An 18,279-nucleotide genomic window follows, 5' to 3' on the forward strand; every position below is an offset into this window, starting at 1 on the left:
GGACTCATCCTAGACTGCGGCTCATTCCTCGCTGAAGTCAGGCCCCATGAGATTTGTCGTTGCCGTCATGCGGCATGAAACCAATACCTTCTCGCCGATCCCGACGCCGCTGAGCGCGTTCTCCCGAGGCACTGGCGCCGACGGCCCGGCCTATGGGGAGGCAGCGATTCAGGCTTGCAGGGAAACGGCCTGTGCCGCCGCCGCGTTCATCGATATCGCACGCGCTCAGGGCGGCGAGGTGGTGATGCCGCTGCTGGCCAACGCAGTCCCCAGCGGGACTGTGACCGCGCAGGCATTCGAGTCGATGGCCCGGACTATCCTGGCGGCGGTGGAGCAAGGCTGCGACGCCGTGATGCTGGACCTGCACGGCGCCATGGTGGCCGATGGGTTTCCCGACGCCGAAGGCGAACTCCTGCGCAGGATTCGCATGGCAGCCCCGAGGGTGCCGATCGCAGTGGCCCTGGACTTCCACGCCAATCTCAGCGCCGAGCTGGTGGGCCATGCGACAGTGATCGCGGGCTACTGCACCTATCCGCATACGGACATGTACGAGACCGGCGTTCGCGCGGCGCGCACGCTGATGGCGAGCTTGCGCGGGGAAGCGGCGCCTCGCATCCTGTGGCGCACGCTGCCGATGCTCACCCACATGCTCTGCCAGGCGCCGAGCCGGCAGCCGATGAAGGACATCATGGATCGCGCGATGGCCGCAGAGCTTGAAGGTGAAGTCCTGAATGCGTCGGTCTTCGGAGGCTTTCCGCTGGCGGACATCCCGCACGTGGGCCTCGGCATCGTGATCGTGGCAGATGCCGGACGCATGGACGCGGCACGACGCCTGATGGACGAACTGGCCGCTCAGGCCTGGTCCCGGCGCCAGGAGTTCGTCTATACCAGCGAGCCGCTGGAACACACCATCGCCCATGCAAGGACGTTGCAAGAGGGGCCGGTGCTGCTGGTCGACCACGGCGACAACTGCGGTGCCGGGGGCCCGACGGACAACATGCGTGTGCTGCGCGAGGTGCTGCATCAAGGCCTGGAGCAGGTCATCGCAGGTCCCTTCTGGGACCCGCAAGCCGTGGCGAAGATCATTGAAGCCGGCGAGGGCCGGGAGGTGACCGTGGATGTGGGTGGAAAGACCGACACGCCGGCCTTGAACCTCGAGGGCGAGCCCCTGAGGCTCAGCGGCCGCGTCCGCTGCATCACGGACGGCCGCTACCGCGTCACCGGCCCGATGTTCACGGGCATGCAGCTGAGCCTCGGACGCACCGCGGTCATCGACGTGCGCGGCGTGTCGGTCATGGTGTGCGAGAAGCCCCAGGAGCCCTTCGACACCGGCGTGTTCACGCATGCGGGGCTCGACCCGATGGCGGCGCATTACGTGCTGATCAAGTCGCGCCAGCATTTCCGCGCCGGCTTCGAGCAGGGGGCGAAGCACATCCTGATGGTCGCGGGGCCCGGGGTCTGCAGTTCCGACTACACCCAATTTCCTTTCACCCACTTGCGACGCCCCATCTACCCACTGGACGAAGATGCAACGCTCGATCGATCCCTGAGCTACGAGGCACCGGCTGCGCTGTCGGCCTGAGGGCTGACGGCCGATGGCCGGAGGCAGAAAGCACTTTCACGACATGAGGATGTACATGCTGAACCGTTCCCTGACGCGCCGCGCGTCGCTCGTCCTGTCCACGCTGGCCATCGCCTCGGCCGCGTGCGTCCTTCCCGCCGCTGCCCAGGACATCAAGAAGGGCGGGACGCTGGTGGTTGCAACCATCGATTCGCCGCGCCACCTGAATGGGGCGGTGCAGTCGGGGTGGGCCACCGGCATTCCGTCGACCCAGCTATTCGCCAGCCCGCTGCGCTTCGACGACAAGTGGAACCCGCAGCCGTACCTGGCCGAAAAATGGTCCCTGTCGGCCGACGGCCTCTCGCTCACGCTGAACCTGCGCAAGAACGCGGTGTTCCACGATGGCCAGCCGGTCACATCGGCCGACGTCGCCTTCTCGATCATGGCCATCAAGGCGAATCACCCCTTCAACACCATGCTGGCGCCGGTGGAGAAGGTCGATACGCCCGATCCGCACACCGCGATCGTCCGGCTGCGCTCACCGCATCCCGCAATCCTGCTGGCGATGTCGCCTGCGCTCTGCCCGATCATGCCCAAGCACATCTACGGCGATGGGCGGGACTTGAAGACGCACCCCCGCAACAGCGCCGACGTGGTCGGGTCGGGTCCGTTCAAGCTGGTCGAATGGAAGCCGAACGACCGGATCGTGCTGGAGAAGTTCGACAAGTTCTTTCTCGAGGGCAAGCCCTATCTCGACAAGGTGATCGTGGCAATGTCGAGCGATGCGACCACCGCCACGCTGGGGCTCGAGCGCGGCGACGCGCAGATGATGCCCTTCGCCTCCAAGCCGGCCAACCTGAACCGGCTCGCGGACAACAACAAGGTGGCCGTCCTGTCGAAGGGCTACGAAGGATTCGGCGGCGTCACCTGGCTCGCCTTCAATCTGACGCGCAAGCCGTTTTCGGACGTCGCGGTGCGCAAGGCGATTGCCACGGCCATCGACCGCAAGTTCATCGCCAAGGCGCTGCAGGGCGGCTACGCCGAGCCGCTCGAGGGGCCACTGCATCCCTCCAGCCCCTTCGCGACCAAGGACCTGGTGCGCTACCCGCTGGACCTGAAGAAGGCGGGGCAGATGCTCGACGACGCCGGTTACAAGGCGGGCCCGGGCGGCGAACGCTTCAAGCTCACCATGGACTACTTTCCTGGTGCCGACGAATGGTCGAAGAACGGCGCGGAGTACCTGCGCTCGCAACTGAAGAAGATCGGCATCACGGTCGAGATCCGGCCGCAGCCGGACTTCCCGACCTGGGCCAAGCGGATGGCGGACCACGACTTCGATGTCTCGATCGACGGCACCTTCAACTGGGGCGATCCCGTGATCGGCGTGCATCGGACCTACCTGTCGAGCAACATCAAGCCGATCGTCTGGTCCAACACGCAGTCCTACAAGAATCCGAAGGTCGACGAGTTGCTGGAGAAGGCCGGCAAGGAGGTGGACGTGGCCAAGCGGAAGGCCGACTACGCAGAGTTCCAGAAGATCGTGACCGACGAGCTGCCCGTGGCCTTTCTCACCACCCAGGGCTACCGCACGGTGGTGACCAACCGGATGGCCAACCCGCCGACCTCGATCTGGGGCGCCCTGTCGCCATACGATGACATCTACTTCAAGTAGCCCGCCGTCCTCCAGGCGCGAGCGCGACATGACGCCAGGCCCGGGCCCTTCGTCCCGCTCCGGCGCTGAAGATTGGAGCGACGCTGCCCGCGCCTTCGAGGCACGCCACGAGATCATCGAGAACTTCCGCTATCCCGACGGGATCCGGATCGCGGTGAACTTCACTGCCGACTTCGACGCGATGCTCTACCGCCGCGCGCTGGACGAGCCGCCCATGCAGAAGGCCAAGGGCGAATTTGGCGGCCGCGTGGGCATCTGGCGCTTGATCGAGCTCTTCGACACGCACGGGGTCAAGGCGACCTTCTTCACGCCGGGCAGGATCTGCGAGCTCTACCCGCAGGCGCTGCGCGCCGCGGCTGCGAGCGGGCACGAGCTGGCGGATCACATGTGGGAGCACCTGACGCCGAAGGAAGAGGAACTCCAGCGTGACCACATCCGCAGGACCGCCGACGCGCTCACCCGCATCGGCGGCGTGCGCCCCATCGGGACCCGGAGCTATTACGAGCAAGGATTCCTGAAGGACGAAGGCTATCTCTACAACAGCGCGGAGACGACAAGCCGCCTTCCCTACTACGCGGCCGACGACAGGTTGGAGAACTGCCTGTTGATCCTGCCCTTCCACTTCTCGATCGACGACGCGCAGTTCTACAACTTCGGCTGGTTCACGAGCGAGCCCCAGGCACAGCGACTGACGGACCCGGAACGGATCATGGACATGTGGTGGGACGCGTTCGAACAGCAATACGAGTTGGGCAACGGCTACCTGAACATCTGCCTGCATCCGTTCGTATCCGGCCGGGCGTTGCGAACTCGCCTGCTGGGGCAGCTGATCGAGCGCATGAAGGGCAAGGAAGGGGTCTGGTTTCCGACCTGCGCGGCCTTGGCGCAGTACGTGCTGGCGAACTTTCCGCCCAGGTCCCTGAAATTCTGAACCCGGAGACACGAAGCCATGCCGTGGAAAGAGGGCTACACCATCTCCGACGAGAAGAGCCTGCCGGACGCATCGATCCGCTGGCCCGGCGGCGCGCGATGCTGCGTGAAGATCGTGGTCAACCTCAGCGTGGCGACTGGACCGGCCGGCATCCGCCCTGCGGACCTGGACAGCAGCGACGCGTACTTCACGCTGGCCGAGGGGCTCGAGTCGCTGCTCGCCTGTCTCGCTCAACACAGCTTCGCAGCCACCTTCGCGGTCCCCGCCGTGGTCGCGCAGGCTTACCCTGAGAAGATTCGCAAGATCCTGTCGGCCGGCCACGAGATCGCCGCGCAAGGTCTCGCGCACGAGGACGTGAGCACCCTCGCAAGGCCCGAGGAACAGGCACGCCTGCAACAGGCGACGCACATATTGGCCGACGTGACCGGTGTGCGTCCGGCCGGATGGTTCGCGCTGCCGCGACCGGGCGACGCTTTCGCGGTGGGCACGATCAGCGATTCGACGATGGAGCTGCTGATCGACGAGGGCTACACCTACATGGGCAACAGCCCGGCCGACGACATCCCGCACTACTGGGTCGTCGACTTCGAGCGCCGCAAGAACATCCTGGCACTGCCCTACTACTACCACTTCGACGACCAGTTCTTCATGATGTACCCGAGCCGAGGCTCGGGGCTGGAGAACCCGGACTTCCTGGCACGCAACTGGCACCACGAATTCGCCGCACAGCATGAGCGAGGACGATATTTCGAGATGACCATCCATCCGAAGAACTCGGGCTGGCTGCACCGCCTGCGCATGCTGGATCGATTCCTCGCGCACGTGCGGACCGTCGGGGACGTGTGGAACCCCACCAGCCAGGCCTGCGCGGACTACTGGCTCCGCAGCTATCCGGCGGCGACCACGCTGCAACTCGAGGACAGCATCTGGCAGGACCACGCCGGCAGTCTGAGCTGAACGCCCGAACAGCGGCACCGCCTGTACCCACTACCCTCTCAACTCCTGGTCTTCATCATGAAAGAACGCTTCGAAGGGATGTCAGCCGTCGTGACGGGCGCCGCCTCCGGCCTCGGCCGCGATGCAGCGATCCGGCTGGCACAGGAGGGCGCGCATCGCGTGGTCCTCATCGACGTGAGCGAACGCGGGCTCCGGGATACCGCCGATCGCATCGGACCGGCGGCGCGCATCGTCGTGTGCGATACGTCCTCGCCCGCACAGACCGCCGAGGCCTGGGGCAGCAGCGACGTGCCGGAAGAACTGGACGTGCTCATGACGGCGGCCGGCATCATCGGCAACGGCAGCTCCATCGAGGACTGCGACGTGGAGGAATGGGACCGGATCTTCGACGTGAATGTCCGCGGCACCTTCCTCGCCGTCAAGCATGCACTGCCACGCTTGCGCCGAAAGAAGGGCTGCATCGTGACCTTCGGTTCCACCGCCGGCCTCGCGGGCAGCACGGCGCTGGGCCCCTATTCAGCGTCGAAGGGCGCGGTGGTGATGTTGACGCGCAGCCTGGCCGTCGTGCATGCGGCCGAGGGCATTCGCGCCAACTGCGTGTGCCCCGGTTCGATCGAGACACCCATGCTCGAGGCGACCTTCGGCGCCGCCGGCGATGCCGAGGAGCGGCGGGCACGCGAGGCCTTGTACCTGCGGCGCATCCCCGCCGGCCGATTCGGCCGCGCCGACGAGATCACCGAGGCTGCGCTGTTTCTCGCGAGTCCCGGCGCCTCGTACCTGACGGGCGTGGCCCTTCCCGTGGACGGAGGGCGACTCGCATGAGACTGCGAGGGCAGACGGCCGTCATCACCGGGGCCAACCGCGGCATCGGCCGCGCCACTGTCGAGCGCTTCCTGGCGGAAGGCGCGCAGGTGCTGGCGGTCGACCTCGATGTGCAGGACATCGAGGCGCTCCCGGTGCAGCGCCTGGCAATCGACCTGGCATCGCACGAGGCCCCCGCACGCGTTGTGGCCGAGGCCCGCCGGATGGGCCCCGTGCATTGCCTGATCAACAACGCAGGCATCGGTGCAGCCAGGTCGCTCGCGGAAAGCGACGACGAGCTCATCGACCGCGTGCTGGGCACCAACCTTCGCGCGGTGCTGCGGCTGACCCGCGACATGCTGCCGCTGCTCGGGCCCGATGCGAGCATCGTCAATGTCTCCTCCGTTTTCGGCGAGACCGGCTATCCGACATCGACAGCCTATGCGGTCAGCAAGGCCGGCATCTCGCAGATGACCCGCCAGCTGGTCGCGGACCTGTCGAGCCAGGGCGTGCGCGTCAATGCAGTGGCGCCGGGCGTGATCCGCACACCGATGACGTCGGCGCGGCTGGACGGCGACGAGGGCTACCGGAAGGCCATGATCGGCGGAACCCCGCTCGCGCGCGTCGGCACACCGGAGCAGGTGGCGGCGGTCATCGCGTTCCTCTGCACGGAGGATGCGGCCTATGTGAACGGGCAGGTGATCGCCGTCGACGGTGGATGGCTCGCCTCGCGCACGCGAAACTGAATCGATCCCAGATCGGGCGCCGGACCGACGCCCTTCCTTCCAGCTGACCTCCCCATGGCTTCTGCGCTTTTCTCACCCATCTCCCTCGGCACACGGACGCTCGCCAATCGCATCGTGGTTTCACCGATGTGCCAATACTCGGCAGAGGACGGCAGCGCCACCCCTTGGCACAGGGTGCATCTGGGCGGCTTCGCCGGCTCCGGCGCGGGACTGGTCATGGTCGAGGCAACGGCCGTGGAACGCGCCGGCCGCATCACGCACGGCTGCCTGGGGCTCTATTCCGACGCCAACGAAGCGGCACTGCGGGACACGCTGGCCGTCTGCCGGAGCATCGGCAGTGGCCGCTTCGGCATCCAGCTCAATCATGCCGGGCGCAAGGGCTCCTGCCAGCCGCCCTGGGCCGGCGGGGCTCCGCTGGGTCCGCATGACGACCCCTGGCGCCTATGGTCCGCGTCGGAGGTGGAAGGCACGGATTGCGTCGCATGCGGGCGCGCCGACCTGGAACGCATCCGGCAGGCCTTTGCCGATGCGACCCGGAGGGCCGTGCGCCTGGGCTTCGACGTGATCGAGATGCACGCGGCGCACGGGTATCTGCTGCATCAATTCCTGTCCCCGCTCTCCAACAGGCGCACCGATGCGTACGGAGGCAGCCTGGACAACCGCATGCGCTTCCCGCTGGAGGTCTTCGAGGCGATGCGCGCCGCCGCGCCGGAACAGGTCGCGATCGGCGCAAGGATCACCGGGTCGGATTGGGTGGAAGGCGGCATTTCGATCGCCGAGACCATGACCTTTGCCAGGGAACTGCAGCGCCGGGGATCGGATTTCGTCGACGTGACGTCCGGTGGCCTCGTGCCGGCCCAGATCCGCATTGCGCCCGGCTATCAGGTTCCGTTCGCCCGCGCTGTCCGGGAGGCCGTCGACATGCCCGTGTGGGCGGTCGGGATGATCGTCGACCCGCGGCAGGCCGAGGAACTCGTCCTGGCGGGCTCGGCGGACATGGTGGCGCTCGCCAGGGCCTTCATCGACAACCCCCATTGGCCGTATGAGGCGGCGCGCGTTCTGGGCGCGGACATCGACTACCCGAAGCAGTACGCCCGGGCTTGCCCTTCCGTGTGGCCGGGAAGCAGGCTGAAGGATGTCGCCCACGGCGCCTGGCTCACTAAACGTCAGCCACCAGCTCTGCGGGCAGCAAGCCCCGCTCCACCATTGCGGCATCCCAAGGCGCCACACGCGTGAACGCCGCCGTGATGTGCTCGATGAAGAGCTTGAGCTTGAACGCATTGCGCGAAGTCTCCGCATACACCGCATTGAGCGAGAACGAGGACAGCTGGTGCTCCGGCAGCACCACCTGCAGCTCCCCCCGAAGGATCGGATCCCCCGCCACCAGCGTCGGCAGGCACACGATGCCGGCATGCTCCAGCGCGTATTCGCGCAGCAGGTGCACGCTGTTCGTCAGCAAGGCTGCGGTCATGTAGATCGTCACCTGCTCGCCCTCGTGATGGAAGGTCCAGCGGTCGCGGCTCGGATAGGCGGAGTAGAGGCCCAGCCGGTGCTTGTGCAGGTCGCGCGGCGTCTGCGGCACGCCGTTCGTGCGCAGGTACTCGGGCGTGGCGCAGAACACGCGGCGCACGGGGAACAGCGGGCGCGCGATCAACTCGGTAGAAGCAGCCGGAAAGATCTGCAGCGCACAGTCGACCCCCGCCTTGACCGGATCGACCACCACATCGCTCACGATCAGCTCGAGGTGGATGTCGGGGTAGCTGGCCTGGAAGGCGCGCAGCACCGACGCCAGGTGGCCCAGCACGAACCCGGTGAGCGCATGAATGCGCAGGACGCCGGTCGGGCCGGCACGCGCGCCGCGCATCTGGTCCATGACGTCGTGGGCGCGCCCCACGAGTTCGGTGCAATCGCGCAGGAAGGCCTGCCCGACATCGCTGAGCCGAACCACGCGCGTGCTGCGGTGGAACAGTGGCGCGCCAACGTGTTCTTCAAGCTGCTTTACGCGTGTGGTGACCACCGATTTGGCCACGCGCATTTGCCGGGCCGCCTCGGCGAAGCTCTGCGTCTGCGCAACCCGGACGAATGTCTCTATGTTTTCAAGTCGGTCCATGGCCCGCAATGTAGCGGCCGGCAGCCGCGTGCGGCCTTGGGGCCGGTGCTAACCTTGGCCCATGTTCAATCCCACCCAAGAGGAAGTGCGTCGGTTCTTCTGCGATGTCTACGCCAAGAGCCGGCAGGGCCTGCCGATGGAGGCATTGGAGATCATCGCCAGCCGCTGGATCGACGAGCACCCCGAGTACCACGCCGAATTGGCCGACGCCGAGGCAGCGGTGGTGCGCGTCTACGACGGCGCCGACGGGCGCGAGAACCCGTTCCTGCATCTCTCGATGCACCTGACGATCAGCGAACAGTGCTCCATCGACCAGCCGCGCGGCATCCGCCAGGCCGTCGAGCTGCTGGCCGCGCGCCGCGACTCGTTGCTGGAGGCGCATCACGAGGCAATGGAATGCCTGGGGCAGATGATGTGGGAGAGCCAGCGCGCCGGCCGCCCCCCTGACGGCGAGGCCTACGTGGCCTGCGTTCAGCGGCGCGCCACGCGCGTCTGAGCCGCACCGCTGTCGCGCAGCAGCGCGATCAATGCCTGGCGCGCGGCCGAAGGCTCGGCATCGGTACGCAACAGCAGGCCTACCGGCTCCTCGGTGCCCGCGGTGTCGACCGCAAGGCGCACCAGCTGGCCGCTTGCAACGTCGTCGCGGGCAGCCCCGATGGGCGTGAACCACACGGCATCCGAACGCAGCAGCAGCGCGCGAGCCACGGAAAGGTCCAGCGTCTGGGTGCCGTGCGAAGGCAGGCGCAGGCCGAGGCCGGACAGGAAGCTCTCGGTGTGGTGGCGCGGGATCGTGCCCTCGCCGTAGATCACCAGCGGATAGCGCAGCACGTCCTGCACCGAAGGGGCCGCCTCGGACAGGGGATGGCCCGCGCGCGCCACGAGGGCGAGGGGCTCGGTGTAGAGCAACTCGAAGGTGAGGCCCGCCATCAGCTGCGGGTCGCTCATGCGGCCGGCCACGAGGTCCAGCTCGCCGGCGCGCAGCGCATCGAGCAAGGGTGCGTTGGCGCCGGTCTGCACCTGCACTTGCACCAAGGGCAGACGCTCGCGCAGCGCAGCCAATGCGGTTGGCAGCAGGGACGGCGCGACGCTGGGCAGAGCGCCGATGCGCAGGCGCTGCAGGCGCTCGCCTGAAGCGGGCATCAGGGCCTGCGCGCTGGCATCGAGGGCCTCCAGCACGCGCAGCGCGTGCGCCAGCAGCTGCTCGCCGGCGGCTGTGAGGCCCTGTATGCCACGCCGCCCTGCACTGCCGCGCTCCACGAGCCGTGCGCCGGCCAGGGCTTCGAGTTCGGCCAGGGTCTTGGACACCGCGGGCTGGCTCAACGCCAGCCGCTCGGCCGCGCGCGCCAGATGGCGCTCTTGCGCCACGGCCACCAGGCAGCGCAGGTGCCGAAGCTGCACGTTGCGCAGGAAGGTGTCGGGCTTGGCCGCCATTCAATTACCAGTGCTTATGAAAAATCGCGAGGACGTCAATTTACATCAGCAGTGCGCATGAATAGAGTGGATCCCATTCCCACGAACCCGGAGACAAATTCATGAGCGTTTCCCCGCACGGCGGCGTGCTACCCACTCTCACGCCGCGCGACTGGCCCAGCCATCCTTCCTACGTCTATTCCGGCTACAAGTCGACCGCCAAGCGCGGGCCGACGCAGGCGTTGATTCCACTCAAGGCGTCGCTTGGCGAACTGCGCCAGCCCGTGTACGGTCACAACAGCATCGGCGAGCTGGACAGCGACCTTACCCGCAACGCGCGCAGGAACGGCGAGCCGCTGGGCGAACGCATGATCCTCACCGGCCAAGTGCTCGACGAGCGCCGCCGGCCGGTGCGCAACACGCTGGTCGAGCTCTGGCAGGCCAATGCGTGCGGCCGCTACGTTCACAAGGTGGACCAGCACGATGCACCGCTGGACCCGAACTTCCTCGGCGCGGGGCGGTGCCTGACCGACAACGAGGGCCGCTACCGCTTCCTCACCATCAAGCCCGGAGCCTACCCGTGGGGCAACCATCCCAACGCCTGGCGGCCGCAGCACATCCACCTGTCGCTGTTCGGTGAGCATTTCGCCAGCCGACTCGTGACGCAGATGTACTTCCCGGGCGACCCGCTGCTGCAGTACGACCCGATGATCACCGGCACGCCGGAGAAGGTGCGCAACCGGTTGATCGCCGATTTCAGCCTCGACGTCACCGAAGAGGGCTACGCGCTGGGCTATGTGTTCGACATGGTGCTGCGCGGCGCCGACGAGACGCCTTTTGAAAACCGCTGAAGCGCAGGAAATACGCATCATGATGAGCGCACTCGAAACCAACTTCGGGCAGACCCCTTCGCAGACGGTCGGCCCCTACTTCGCCTACGGCCTCACGGCCACCCAGTACGGCTACGCGTTCGACCAGCCCTTCGACGCCGTGCTCGCACTCGACAACGCACGTGGCGAGCGCATCCGCATCGAAGGCCGGGTGATCGACGGCGACGGAAAGCCGATCGACGACGCGCTGGTCGAGATCAGCCAGCCGGATGGCACCGGCGCCTACCCGCAATCGGTGGAGGACGCGCAGGCCATCGGCTTTCGTGCCTTCGGCCGCGTGGGCACCGGCACCGATGCGCAGAAGCGCTTCGTGTTCCACACCGTCAAGCCCGGTGCCGAATCGCCCGGCGAAGCGCCGCATGTCAACGTGATCGTGCTGATGCGCGGCATGCTGCTGCACGCCTTCACGCGCATCTACTTCAATGACGAGGCGAAGGCCAACGCCGAGGACAAGGTGCTGGCCAGTGTGCCGGCCGAGCGGCGGCAGACGCTGGTGGCGCAGCGCAGCGAGACCGGTGGGCAGGTCACGTACCGCCTGGACATCCACATGCAGGGGCCGAACGAGACGGTGTTCTTCGACGTCTAGACAGACAGGACGAAGGCCGGCAACGGCACAAAAAAGCCCGCTTGCAGCGGGCTTTTGTTTGTGGAGTGCGCTTCTTATTTCGTGTGGTGGATGCGCGATTCCGGCACCGTCTTGAGCTCGCCCGGCAACGAGCTGATGTAGCTGGCCAGTTCCTTCAGTTCCGCGTTGCTGAACTTCTTGGCCTGCTGGCTCATCACGCCGTTCGAGCGGCCGATCTGCAGGTTTTTCTCGGTCTTGTACGACTTGAGAGCGACGAAGAGATAGTCGGCGTGCTGGCCCGCCAGCTTGGCGACGGTGCCATCGTTCGGCGTGTTGAAGTTGGCGCCGTGGCACTTGGTGCAGGCGTTGTCCTTGTCGCGCGAAATCAGGGCCTGCACGCGTTCGCCGGGCTGCTTGGCGGCGGCGGCCGGTGGTGCATCGCCTTCCTGCACGCCGAGCTGGCTGTAGTAAGCCGCGACATCGGCGATGTCCTGCTCGCTCAGCGAATCGGCGATGGCGCGCATCGTCGGATGCTTGCGGTCGCCGCCCTTGTAGGCCGTGAGGGCCGAGACGATGTAGGTGGCGCTCTGGCCCGCGATCATCGGAACCTTGTGGACTTCAGGAAAGCTGGCCTGGTAGCCGATGATGCCGTGGCAGCCGACGCACATCGCCACCTTCTTCGAGCCGTTTTCGGCGTTGCCCGTGATCTTCTGGGCTTGGACGGAGACCGTCACGCAAGCGACAGCGAGGGCAAATACCGTAGACAACAACTTGTTCATTTTGCGCGCACAATCTCGTGGAGAACTGGTTTTCAAGTCAACATTTGATTATATGCGGGGGCTCCAGGCAGTCCCGTGCGTGAGGCACTCGGTCGTTGCGCGACGCAGATGAATGGAATGTTGAGTCATTCATCCACCCCCCTCTCTGCACTACGCCATCCATGAAATTCAAGGGCTCCGACAACTACGTCGCCACACAGGATCTGATGCTCGCGGTCAACGCGTCGATCGCGCTCAAGCGCCCGCTGCTTGTCAAGGGCGAGCCCGGCACCGGCAAGACGATGCTCGCGGAAGAGGTGGCCAGCTCGATCGGGCTGCCGCTGCTGCAGTGGCACATCAAGTCGACCACCAAGGCCCAGCAGGGCCTGTACGAGTACGACGCGGTGAGCCGGCTGCGCGACTCACAGCTGGGCGACGAGCGCGTGAAGGACATCCACAACTACATCGTCAAGGGTGTGCTGTGGCAAGCGTTCACCGCCGATGCGCCGGTGGCGCTCCTGATCGACGAGATCGACAAGGCAGACATCGAATTCCCCAACGACCTGCTGCGCGAACTCGACCGCATGGAGTTCTACTGCTACGAGACGCGCGAGCTGATCCAGGCGAAGCACCGGCCCGTCGTCTTCATCACGTCGAACAACGAGAAGGAGCTGCCCGACGCCTTCCTGCGCCGCTGCTTCTTCCACTACATCAAGTTCCCCGATGCGGAGACCATGAAGAGCATCGTGGCGGTGCATTTCCCCGGCCTCAAGCAGGAACTGCTCGCCTCTGCGATGAAGACCTTCTACGACGTGCGCAACCTGCCCGGTCTGAAGAAGAAGCCGTCCACCTCCGAACTGCTGGACTGGCTCAAGCTGCTGGTGGCCGAGGACATCCCGCTCGAGGCGCTGCAAAGCAAGGACGACAAGGTCGCCGTGCCGCCGCTCGTGGGCGCGCTGCTCAAGAACGAGCAGGACGTGACGCTGTTCGAGAAACTGGTGTTCATGCAACGCCACAACCGCTGAGCGGAAGCTGCCGATGGCCTTTGTCGAGCCGGTCACGCTGAGTGCGCGCGGCATCGCGCTGGTGCCGCTGGCGCTTGCCCACGAAGAGGGGCTGCGCGCCGCTGCCGCGGACGGCGAGCTGTGGAAGCTGCGGGTCACCTCGGTGCCGCAACCGCAGGACACGCGCGACTACATCGAGGCCGCGCTCGCGGCCCGCGAGGCCGGCCACCGTTTCGCATTTGCCGTCACCGACGAAGCGAGCGGCGCGGTGCTCGGATCGACCAGCTTTCACGACATCCTGCCCGCGGTGAAGCGCGTCGAGATCGGCTACACCTGGTACGCCCGGCGCTGCCAGCGCACGCACGTCAACACCACCTGCAAGCTGCTGATGATGACGCACGCGTTCGACGCGCTGGGCTGCCACGTGGTGGGCTGGCGTACCGACAACTTCAACCACGCTTCGCAGCGCGCCATCGAGCGGCTGGGTGCGCGCAAGGACGGCGTGATCCGCGGGCACGCGCTGCGCCGCGACGGCACCATCCGCGACACGGTGATGTACAGCCTGCGATCGGGCGAGTGGCCCGAGGTACGGGCCCAGCTGCTGTACTTGCTGGACAAGCCGCGTCCGTCCCGAACACCGGAGTGATTCGCCATGTTGATCGACTTCTTCTACACGCTGCGATCGGCCAAGCTGCCGGTCTCCGTCAAGGAGTACCTGAGCCTGCTGGAGGCGCTGCAGGCCGACGTGGTCGGCCCGAACTCGGACGGCGCCTTCGGGCTCGACGACTTCTACTACCTCTCGCGCACCGCACTCGTGAAGGACGAAAAGCACTACGACAAGTTCGACCGCGCCTTCGCCGCCTACTTCAAGGGCATCGAGCTGGTGACGGATTTCACCAAGGAAGTGCCGCTCGACTGGCTGCGCAAGACGCTCGAGCGCGAGTTCACCGCCGAGGAGAAGGCCAAGATCGAGAAGATGGGCTGGGACGAGCTCATGGAGACGCTCAAGAAGCGCTTCGAGGAGCAGAAGGAACGGCACGAGGGCGGCAACAAATGGATCGGCACCGGCGGCACCTCGCCCTTCGGCCACGGCGGCTACAACCCGCAGGGCATCCGCATCGGCGGTGCGGGCAAGAACAAGAGCGCGGTCAAGGTATGGGACCAGCGCGCATACAAGGACTACGACGACAGCCAGGAGCTGGGCACGCGCAACATCAAGATCGCGCTGCGCCGGCTGCGCAAGTTCGCGCGCGAAGGCCACGAGGACGAGCTGGACCTCGATGAGACCATCCACAAGACGGCAGCCAATGCCGGCTACCTCGACATCAAGATGCGGCCCGAGCGCCACAACAACGTGAAGGTGCTGCTGCTGATGGACGTGGGCGGCACGATGGATGAGCACATCCAGCGCGTCGAGGAGCTCTTCTCCGCCGTCAAGACCGAGTTCAAGCACCTGGAGTTCTATTACTTCCACAACTGCGTCTACGACTTCATGTGGAAGAACAACCGGCGGCGCTTCTCGGAGAAGTTCGCCACCTGGGACATCATCCGCAAGTACAACAAGGACTACAAGCTGATCTTCGTCGGCGACGCGACCATGAGCCCCTACGAGATCCTGCAGCCGGGGGGCAGCGTCGAATACAACAACGAGGAAGCCGGCGCCGAGTGGATCCAGCGGCTGACCCATACCTTCCCGAAGTTCGCCTGGATCAACCCCGAGCCGCAGGGCGTCTGGCAATACAGGCAAAGCATCGCGGTCATGCAACAACTCGTATCCCACCGCATGTACCCGCTGACCCTCAAGGGGCTGGAGGAGGCGATGCGGCTGCTGTCCAAGTAGGAGGCCTCTGACAGGCAGCCTAGGCCGGAGGGGCTACCTCTTTGAGGTGGGTTTCCGGCGAAAAAAGTTGTCACAACGTGGCAACGGAGAGTTACAGTTAACACCTAAGGATTCAAAAAGGCGTCCGCTGACGCTGGTCCGCTGGAGGTGTTGCCATGTCTGCCGTTCTTTCGATGCCGCTCGATTCGCCGGTTCTCGAGCAACCCTTGCCCGCGGCGGAGCAAAACCCGCGCTTCCAGCCGCCCGGCGACTTCGTGAGCATCCGCGGCGTGCAGCTGCCGCGCGCCGAGCTGGTCGATCGTGCCCTTTTCTCTCCGGCTCAGCGCGATCGCCTGCGCAATGCGCTGATGGCTGCGTCTCCCTTTCCCCATCTGGTGCTGGAGAACCTGTTCAACCCGGCTCTGCTGGACCTGGCCGCCGAGGAGTTCGATGCCCAGCCCGGCACTTCCTGGTCCGAGGTCAAGAGTCGCTACGAATCGACCCGGCGCTCGGTGCTCGGGCCATCGCTCGGCCCCGCAACGCAGCTGTACTTCGACACCATCCATTCCGGCTGGTTCATCGACTGGCTTTCCTCGCTGACGGGGGTGCCCTACCTCCTGGCCGACCCCAAGCTGTTCGGCGGCGGACTTCACGAGAGCCGCACCGGCGCGACATTTGCGGTGCACCGCGACTTCAATCGCCACCGCCACCTCGGGCTGAAGAACGAGATGGTCTTCATCACCTATCTCAACAAGGGATGGAACCCGGACTGGGGCTCCGGCCTGGAGCTGTGGGACAAGAAGCACGACCGCTGCGTCACCACGGTGCAGCCTGAGTTCGGCCGCACCATCCTGCTGCCGCACGGCCCGATCAGCTACCACGGCCACACCAAGCCGCTGCAGGCGCCGGACGGCCGGCCGCGCCGCTCCGTCGCCGCCTACTACTACAGCAGCCCGTTGGCAGGCAAGCAGCACGGCGACGAATCGGCCTCGGTCTTCATGAAGACGCATCGCGTGGACCGGGCCAAGGCCGTTGCACGCATGATTACGCCGCCGGTGGTCTGGTTGCTGGCACGAAAGATTACCGGCCGCGCCTGAGCGGCAGACCGCGGCTCCCGCCTACGGGGACCGTGCCGGGCATGCTGTCAGAATGGCCGCATGCTCAGGGTGTTTCGGTCACTCGCGCCGGCGTGGATGCCGGCGTTTTTTTGTGCAGGCCTCCTCCTGCTGCTGCAGGGCTGCAGCCTGCTGCCGAAGAGCGAGCCAGCCGAGGCCGAAACGGGCGCCCGGCCCGTCAGCGGCGACAAGCCGGCGGGCACGCGCGAGGCCTTCAGCGTCGCGGTGCAGGCGCCCGACAGGGTGCGCGAGTACCTCGAGCGCAACCTGGAAATCCAGCGTTATAGCCAGATCGATGATCTCGGTGCCACCGAGCTCTCGCGCCTCATGGTGGCCGCCGAAGCCAACGCACGCGAACTGCTCGCGACCCTCGGCTACTTCAAGCCCGCGCTCACGCTGGAGCTGAATGAGACGCCCGGGGCCAAGGCGCCGCGCGAGGTGCGGATCACGGTCGATCCCGGCGAGCCCACCCGGGTGCGCCAGGTGCAGATCGATTTCAGCGGAGCGATCGCCGCCGATGCCACCGCTGCGGCCCAGCGCGAGGCGATCCGCAACGACTGGCCGCTGCGCGCGGGCCAGACCTTCACCCAGCTCGGCTGGGACAACGCCAAGTCGGCCGCGCTGCGAAGCCTGACGGCCAAGCGCTTTCCGACCGGCAGCGTGGCGCTGAGCCGCGCGGAGATCGATGCCGATCGGGGCGAGGCCAGTCTGCGCGTCGAGTACCGGTCGGGGCCGGCCTACCGCTTCGGCCCGCTGGAGGTGCGCGGCAACGAGCGCTATGACGCCGATGCCGCGCGCCGCATCGCGCGTGTGCCTACCGGCAGCGACTACGACCAGCAGAAGCTGCTCGATGCGCAGCAGCGCCTGGCCAGCAGCGGCTACTACGACTCGGTCTTCCTCACGCTCGACACCGACGGCAGCAATCCGCTGTGGGCACCGGTGATCGCCCAGGTGCGCGAGGCGTCCCTGCAGAAGGTGGTGCTGGGGATCGGCTTTACCACCGACAGCGGGCCACGCGTGTCGGTGGACCACATCCACAACCGCATGCCGCTGCTGGGCTGGCGTGCCGTCTCCAAGCTCTTGGTCGACCGCGAGACCCGGTCGCTGGGCACCGAGTGGAATGCCGTGCCCGATGACAAGGGCTGGCGCTGGTTCGGCGCGGGCCAGCTCAAGAGTGAGACTTCCGGCAGCTACAAGGTCGACAGCGGGCGGCTGCGCGGCGGGCTGGGCAAGTCGAGCGACCACATCGACTACAACTACTTCCTCCAGTACGACTACGCGCAGAACCGCGGCGTGAACGCGCCGCCCTCCGCCTCGGCGCTGTCCGTCAACTGGGGCTGGACCGGGCGCTACTTCGACGATGCCGGCGTGCCAACGCGCGGCCACGGACTGGCGCTGGAGCTGGGTGCCGGCTACACGTTGACAGGCGAACACCTGCCTTTCACGCGGATCTACGGCCGCTGGCTCGGCATCGTGCCGCTCGACTGGGCCTCGAGCGACGACAGCGCCAGTGCCGCGCGCAGCAGCCGCCTGCAATTTCGCGCTGAGGCAGGCGCCGTAACCGCCAGGCAGAGCGCGCAGATCCCTTCGACACTGATGTTCCTGACCGGCGGCGATACCACAGTGCGCGGCTACGGCTATCGCCAGATCGGCACCGAGCGCAGCGACGGCCAGATCATCGCCGGCCGGTACATGACCGTGGCCAGCATCGAGTGGCAGCGGCCCTTCGTCTATCGCGGCAAGCTGACCGAGTGGGAGAGCGCGGTCTTCATCGATGCCGGCGCCGTGGCCGACCGGCCCGGCGACCTCGAGACCAAGGTGGGCATCGGCGTGGGCGCACGCTGGCGCAGCCCGGTTGGGCCGGTGCAGGCCGACCTTGCCTATGGCGTGGACACCAAGAAGTTCAGGCTGCATCTGCGCCTGGGCTTCACGTTCTGAAC

Annotated in this window: 17 protein-coding genes and 1 pseudogene; 15 read left to right on the forward strand and 3 right to left on the reverse strand. The window is 66.4% G+C overall.

Going from position 1 to position 18,279, the window contains the following annotated elements:
• Window positions 1-46 precede the first annotated feature (46 nt).
• From G3W89_RS24010 to G3W89_RS24040, 7 genes and pseudogenes are all read left to right on the forward strand, one after another.
• The gene (locus G3W89_RS24010; RefSeq protein WP_162576511.1) at window positions 47-1,582 is read left to right on the forward strand and encodes a M81 family metallopeptidase; all 1,536 of its coding nucleotides are present in this window, start codon (window positions 47-49) and stop codon (window positions 1,580-1,582) included.
• Between the two features lie 49 nt (window positions 1,583-1,631).
• The gene (locus G3W89_RS24015; RefSeq protein WP_162576512.1) at window positions 1,632-3,233 is read left to right on the forward strand and encodes an ABC transporter substrate-binding protein; all 1,602 of its coding nucleotides are present in this window, start codon (window positions 1,632-1,634) and stop codon (window positions 3,231-3,233) included.
• A 28-nt stretch (window positions 3,234-3,261) separates the two neighbouring features.
• Window positions 3,262-4,164, forward strand: a complete 903-nt coding sequence (locus tag G3W89_RS24020) for a polysaccharide deacetylase family protein (protein ID WP_162576513.1) — start codon at window positions 3,262-3,264, stop codon at window positions 4,162-4,164.
• Window positions 4,165-4,182: 18 nt separating this feature from the next.
• The gene (locus G3W89_RS24025; RefSeq protein WP_162576514.1) at window positions 4,183-5,121 is read left to right on the forward strand and encodes a polysaccharide deacetylase family protein; all 939 of its coding nucleotides are present in this window, start codon (window positions 4,183-4,185) and stop codon (window positions 5,119-5,121) included.
• A 57-nt stretch (window positions 5,122-5,178) separates the two neighbouring features.
• Complete coding sequence (locus tag G3W89_RS24030) at window positions 5,179-5,943, forward strand: SDR family NAD(P)-dependent oxidoreductase (protein ID WP_162576515.1); 765 nt, start codon at window positions 5,179-5,181, stop codon at window positions 5,941-5,943.
• Window positions 5,940-6,668: an SDR family NAD(P)-dependent oxidoreductase gene (locus tag G3W89_RS24035; protein ID WP_162576516.1), complete on the forward strand. Its 729-nt coding sequence runs from the start codon at window positions 5,940-5,942 to the stop codon at window positions 6,666-6,668. Before G3W89_RS24030 ends, G3W89_RS24035 begins: the two co-directional genes overlap by 4 nt.
• Window positions 6,669-6,722: 54 nt before the next feature.
• Window positions 6,723-7,775, forward strand: a pseudogene (locus tag G3W89_RS24040) (NADH:flavin oxidoreductase/NADH oxidase); the annotation flags it as partial.
• A 52-nt stretch (window positions 7,776-7,827) separates the two neighbouring features.
• Here the strand turns inward: G3W89_RS24040 and G3W89_RS24045 are convergent.
• Window positions 7,828-8,778, reverse strand: a complete 951-nt coding sequence (locus G3W89_RS24045) for a LysR family transcriptional regulator (RefSeq protein ID WP_162576518.1) — start codon at window positions 8,776-8,778, stop codon at window positions 7,828-7,830.
• A 61-nt stretch (window positions 8,779-8,839) separates the two neighbouring features.
• Here G3W89_RS24045 and G3W89_RS24050 point away from each other — a divergent pair, with 61 nt between their 5' ends.
• Window positions 8,840-9,274: a DUF1841 family protein gene (locus tag G3W89_RS24050; RefSeq protein WP_162576519.1), complete on the forward strand. Its 435-nt coding sequence runs from the start codon at window positions 8,840-8,842 to the stop codon at window positions 9,272-9,274.
• Here G3W89_RS24050 and G3W89_RS24055 read toward each other — a convergent pair.
• Entirely contained in the window at window positions 9,250-10,209 is a 960-nt protein-coding gene (locus tag G3W89_RS24055) for a LysR substrate-binding domain-containing protein (RefSeq protein WP_162576520.1), read from the reverse strand. The genes G3W89_RS24050 and G3W89_RS24055 overlap by 25 nt on opposite strands.
• Window positions 10,210-10,310: 101 nt before the next feature.
• On the opposite strand from G3W89_RS24055, the gene pcaH reads away from it, so the two are divergent.
• Together pcaH and pcaG are read left to right on the forward strand one after the other, a co-directional pair.
• A complete protein-coding gene (gene pcaH / locus G3W89_RS24060; RefSeq protein ID WP_162576521.1) occupies window positions 10,311-11,039 on the forward strand; it encodes a protocatechuate 3,4-dioxygenase subunit beta in 729 nt (242 codons plus the stop codon).
• Window positions 11,040-11,055: 16 nt separating this feature from the next.
• The gene (pcaG, locus tag G3W89_RS24065) at window positions 11,056-11,664 is read left to right on the forward strand and encodes a protocatechuate 3,4-dioxygenase subunit alpha (RefSeq protein ID WP_162577626.1); all 609 of its coding nucleotides are present in this window, start codon (window positions 11,056-11,058) and stop codon (window positions 11,662-11,664) included.
• Window positions 11,665-11,738: 74 nt separating this feature from the next.
• On the opposite strand, the gene G3W89_RS24070 is transcribed toward pcaG, so the two are convergent.
• Window positions 11,739-12,422, reverse strand: a complete 684-nt coding sequence (locus G3W89_RS24070) for a c-type cytochrome (protein WP_162576522.1) — start codon at window positions 12,420-12,422, stop codon at window positions 11,739-11,741.
• 161 nt (window positions 12,423-12,583) lie between these two features.
• Between G3W89_RS24070 and G3W89_RS24075 the strand changes: the two genes are divergently transcribed.
• The 5 genes from G3W89_RS24075 (at window position 12,584) to G3W89_RS24095 (ending at window position 18,277) form a co-directional block, all read left to right on the forward strand.
• Entirely contained in the window at window positions 12,584-13,426 is an 843-nt protein-coding gene (locus tag G3W89_RS24075; RefSeq protein WP_162576523.1) for an AAA family ATPase, read from the forward strand.
• A 13-nt stretch (window positions 13,427-13,439) separates the two neighbouring features.
• Window positions 13,440-14,051 carry a GNAT family N-acetyltransferase gene (locus G3W89_RS24080; RefSeq protein WP_162576524.1) on the forward strand — a complete coding sequence of 204 codons (612 nt, stop codon included), beginning with the start codon at window positions 13,440-13,442 and terminating at the stop codon, window positions 14,049-14,051.
• A gap of 6 nt (window positions 14,052-14,057) precedes the next feature.
• Window positions 14,058-15,245, forward strand: coding sequence for a vWA domain-containing protein (locus G3W89_RS24085; protein WP_162576525.1), 1,188 nt, complete (start codon window positions 14,058-14,060; stop codon window positions 15,243-15,245).
• Between the two features lie 155 nt (window positions 15,246-15,400).
• On the forward strand, window positions 15,401-16,321 hold the full coding sequence (locus G3W89_RS24090; protein WP_162576526.1) for a 2OG-Fe(II) oxygenase: 921 nt from the start codon (window positions 15,401-15,403) through the stop codon (window positions 16,319-16,321).
• A 60-nt stretch (window positions 16,322-16,381) separates the two neighbouring features.
• On the forward strand, window positions 16,382-18,277 hold the full coding sequence (locus G3W89_RS24095; RefSeq protein ID WP_162576527.1) for an autotransporter assembly complex protein TamA: 1,896 nt from the start codon (window positions 16,382-16,384) through the stop codon (window positions 18,275-18,277).
• The last annotated feature ends 2 nt before the right edge of the window (window positions 18,278-18,279 follow it).

The sequence above is a fragment of the Variovorax sp. PBL-H6 genome, assembly GCF_901827155.1.
In the GTDB taxonomy this organism is placed as follows: domain Bacteria; phylum Pseudomonadota; class Gammaproteobacteria; order Burkholderiales; family Burkholderiaceae_C; genus Variovorax.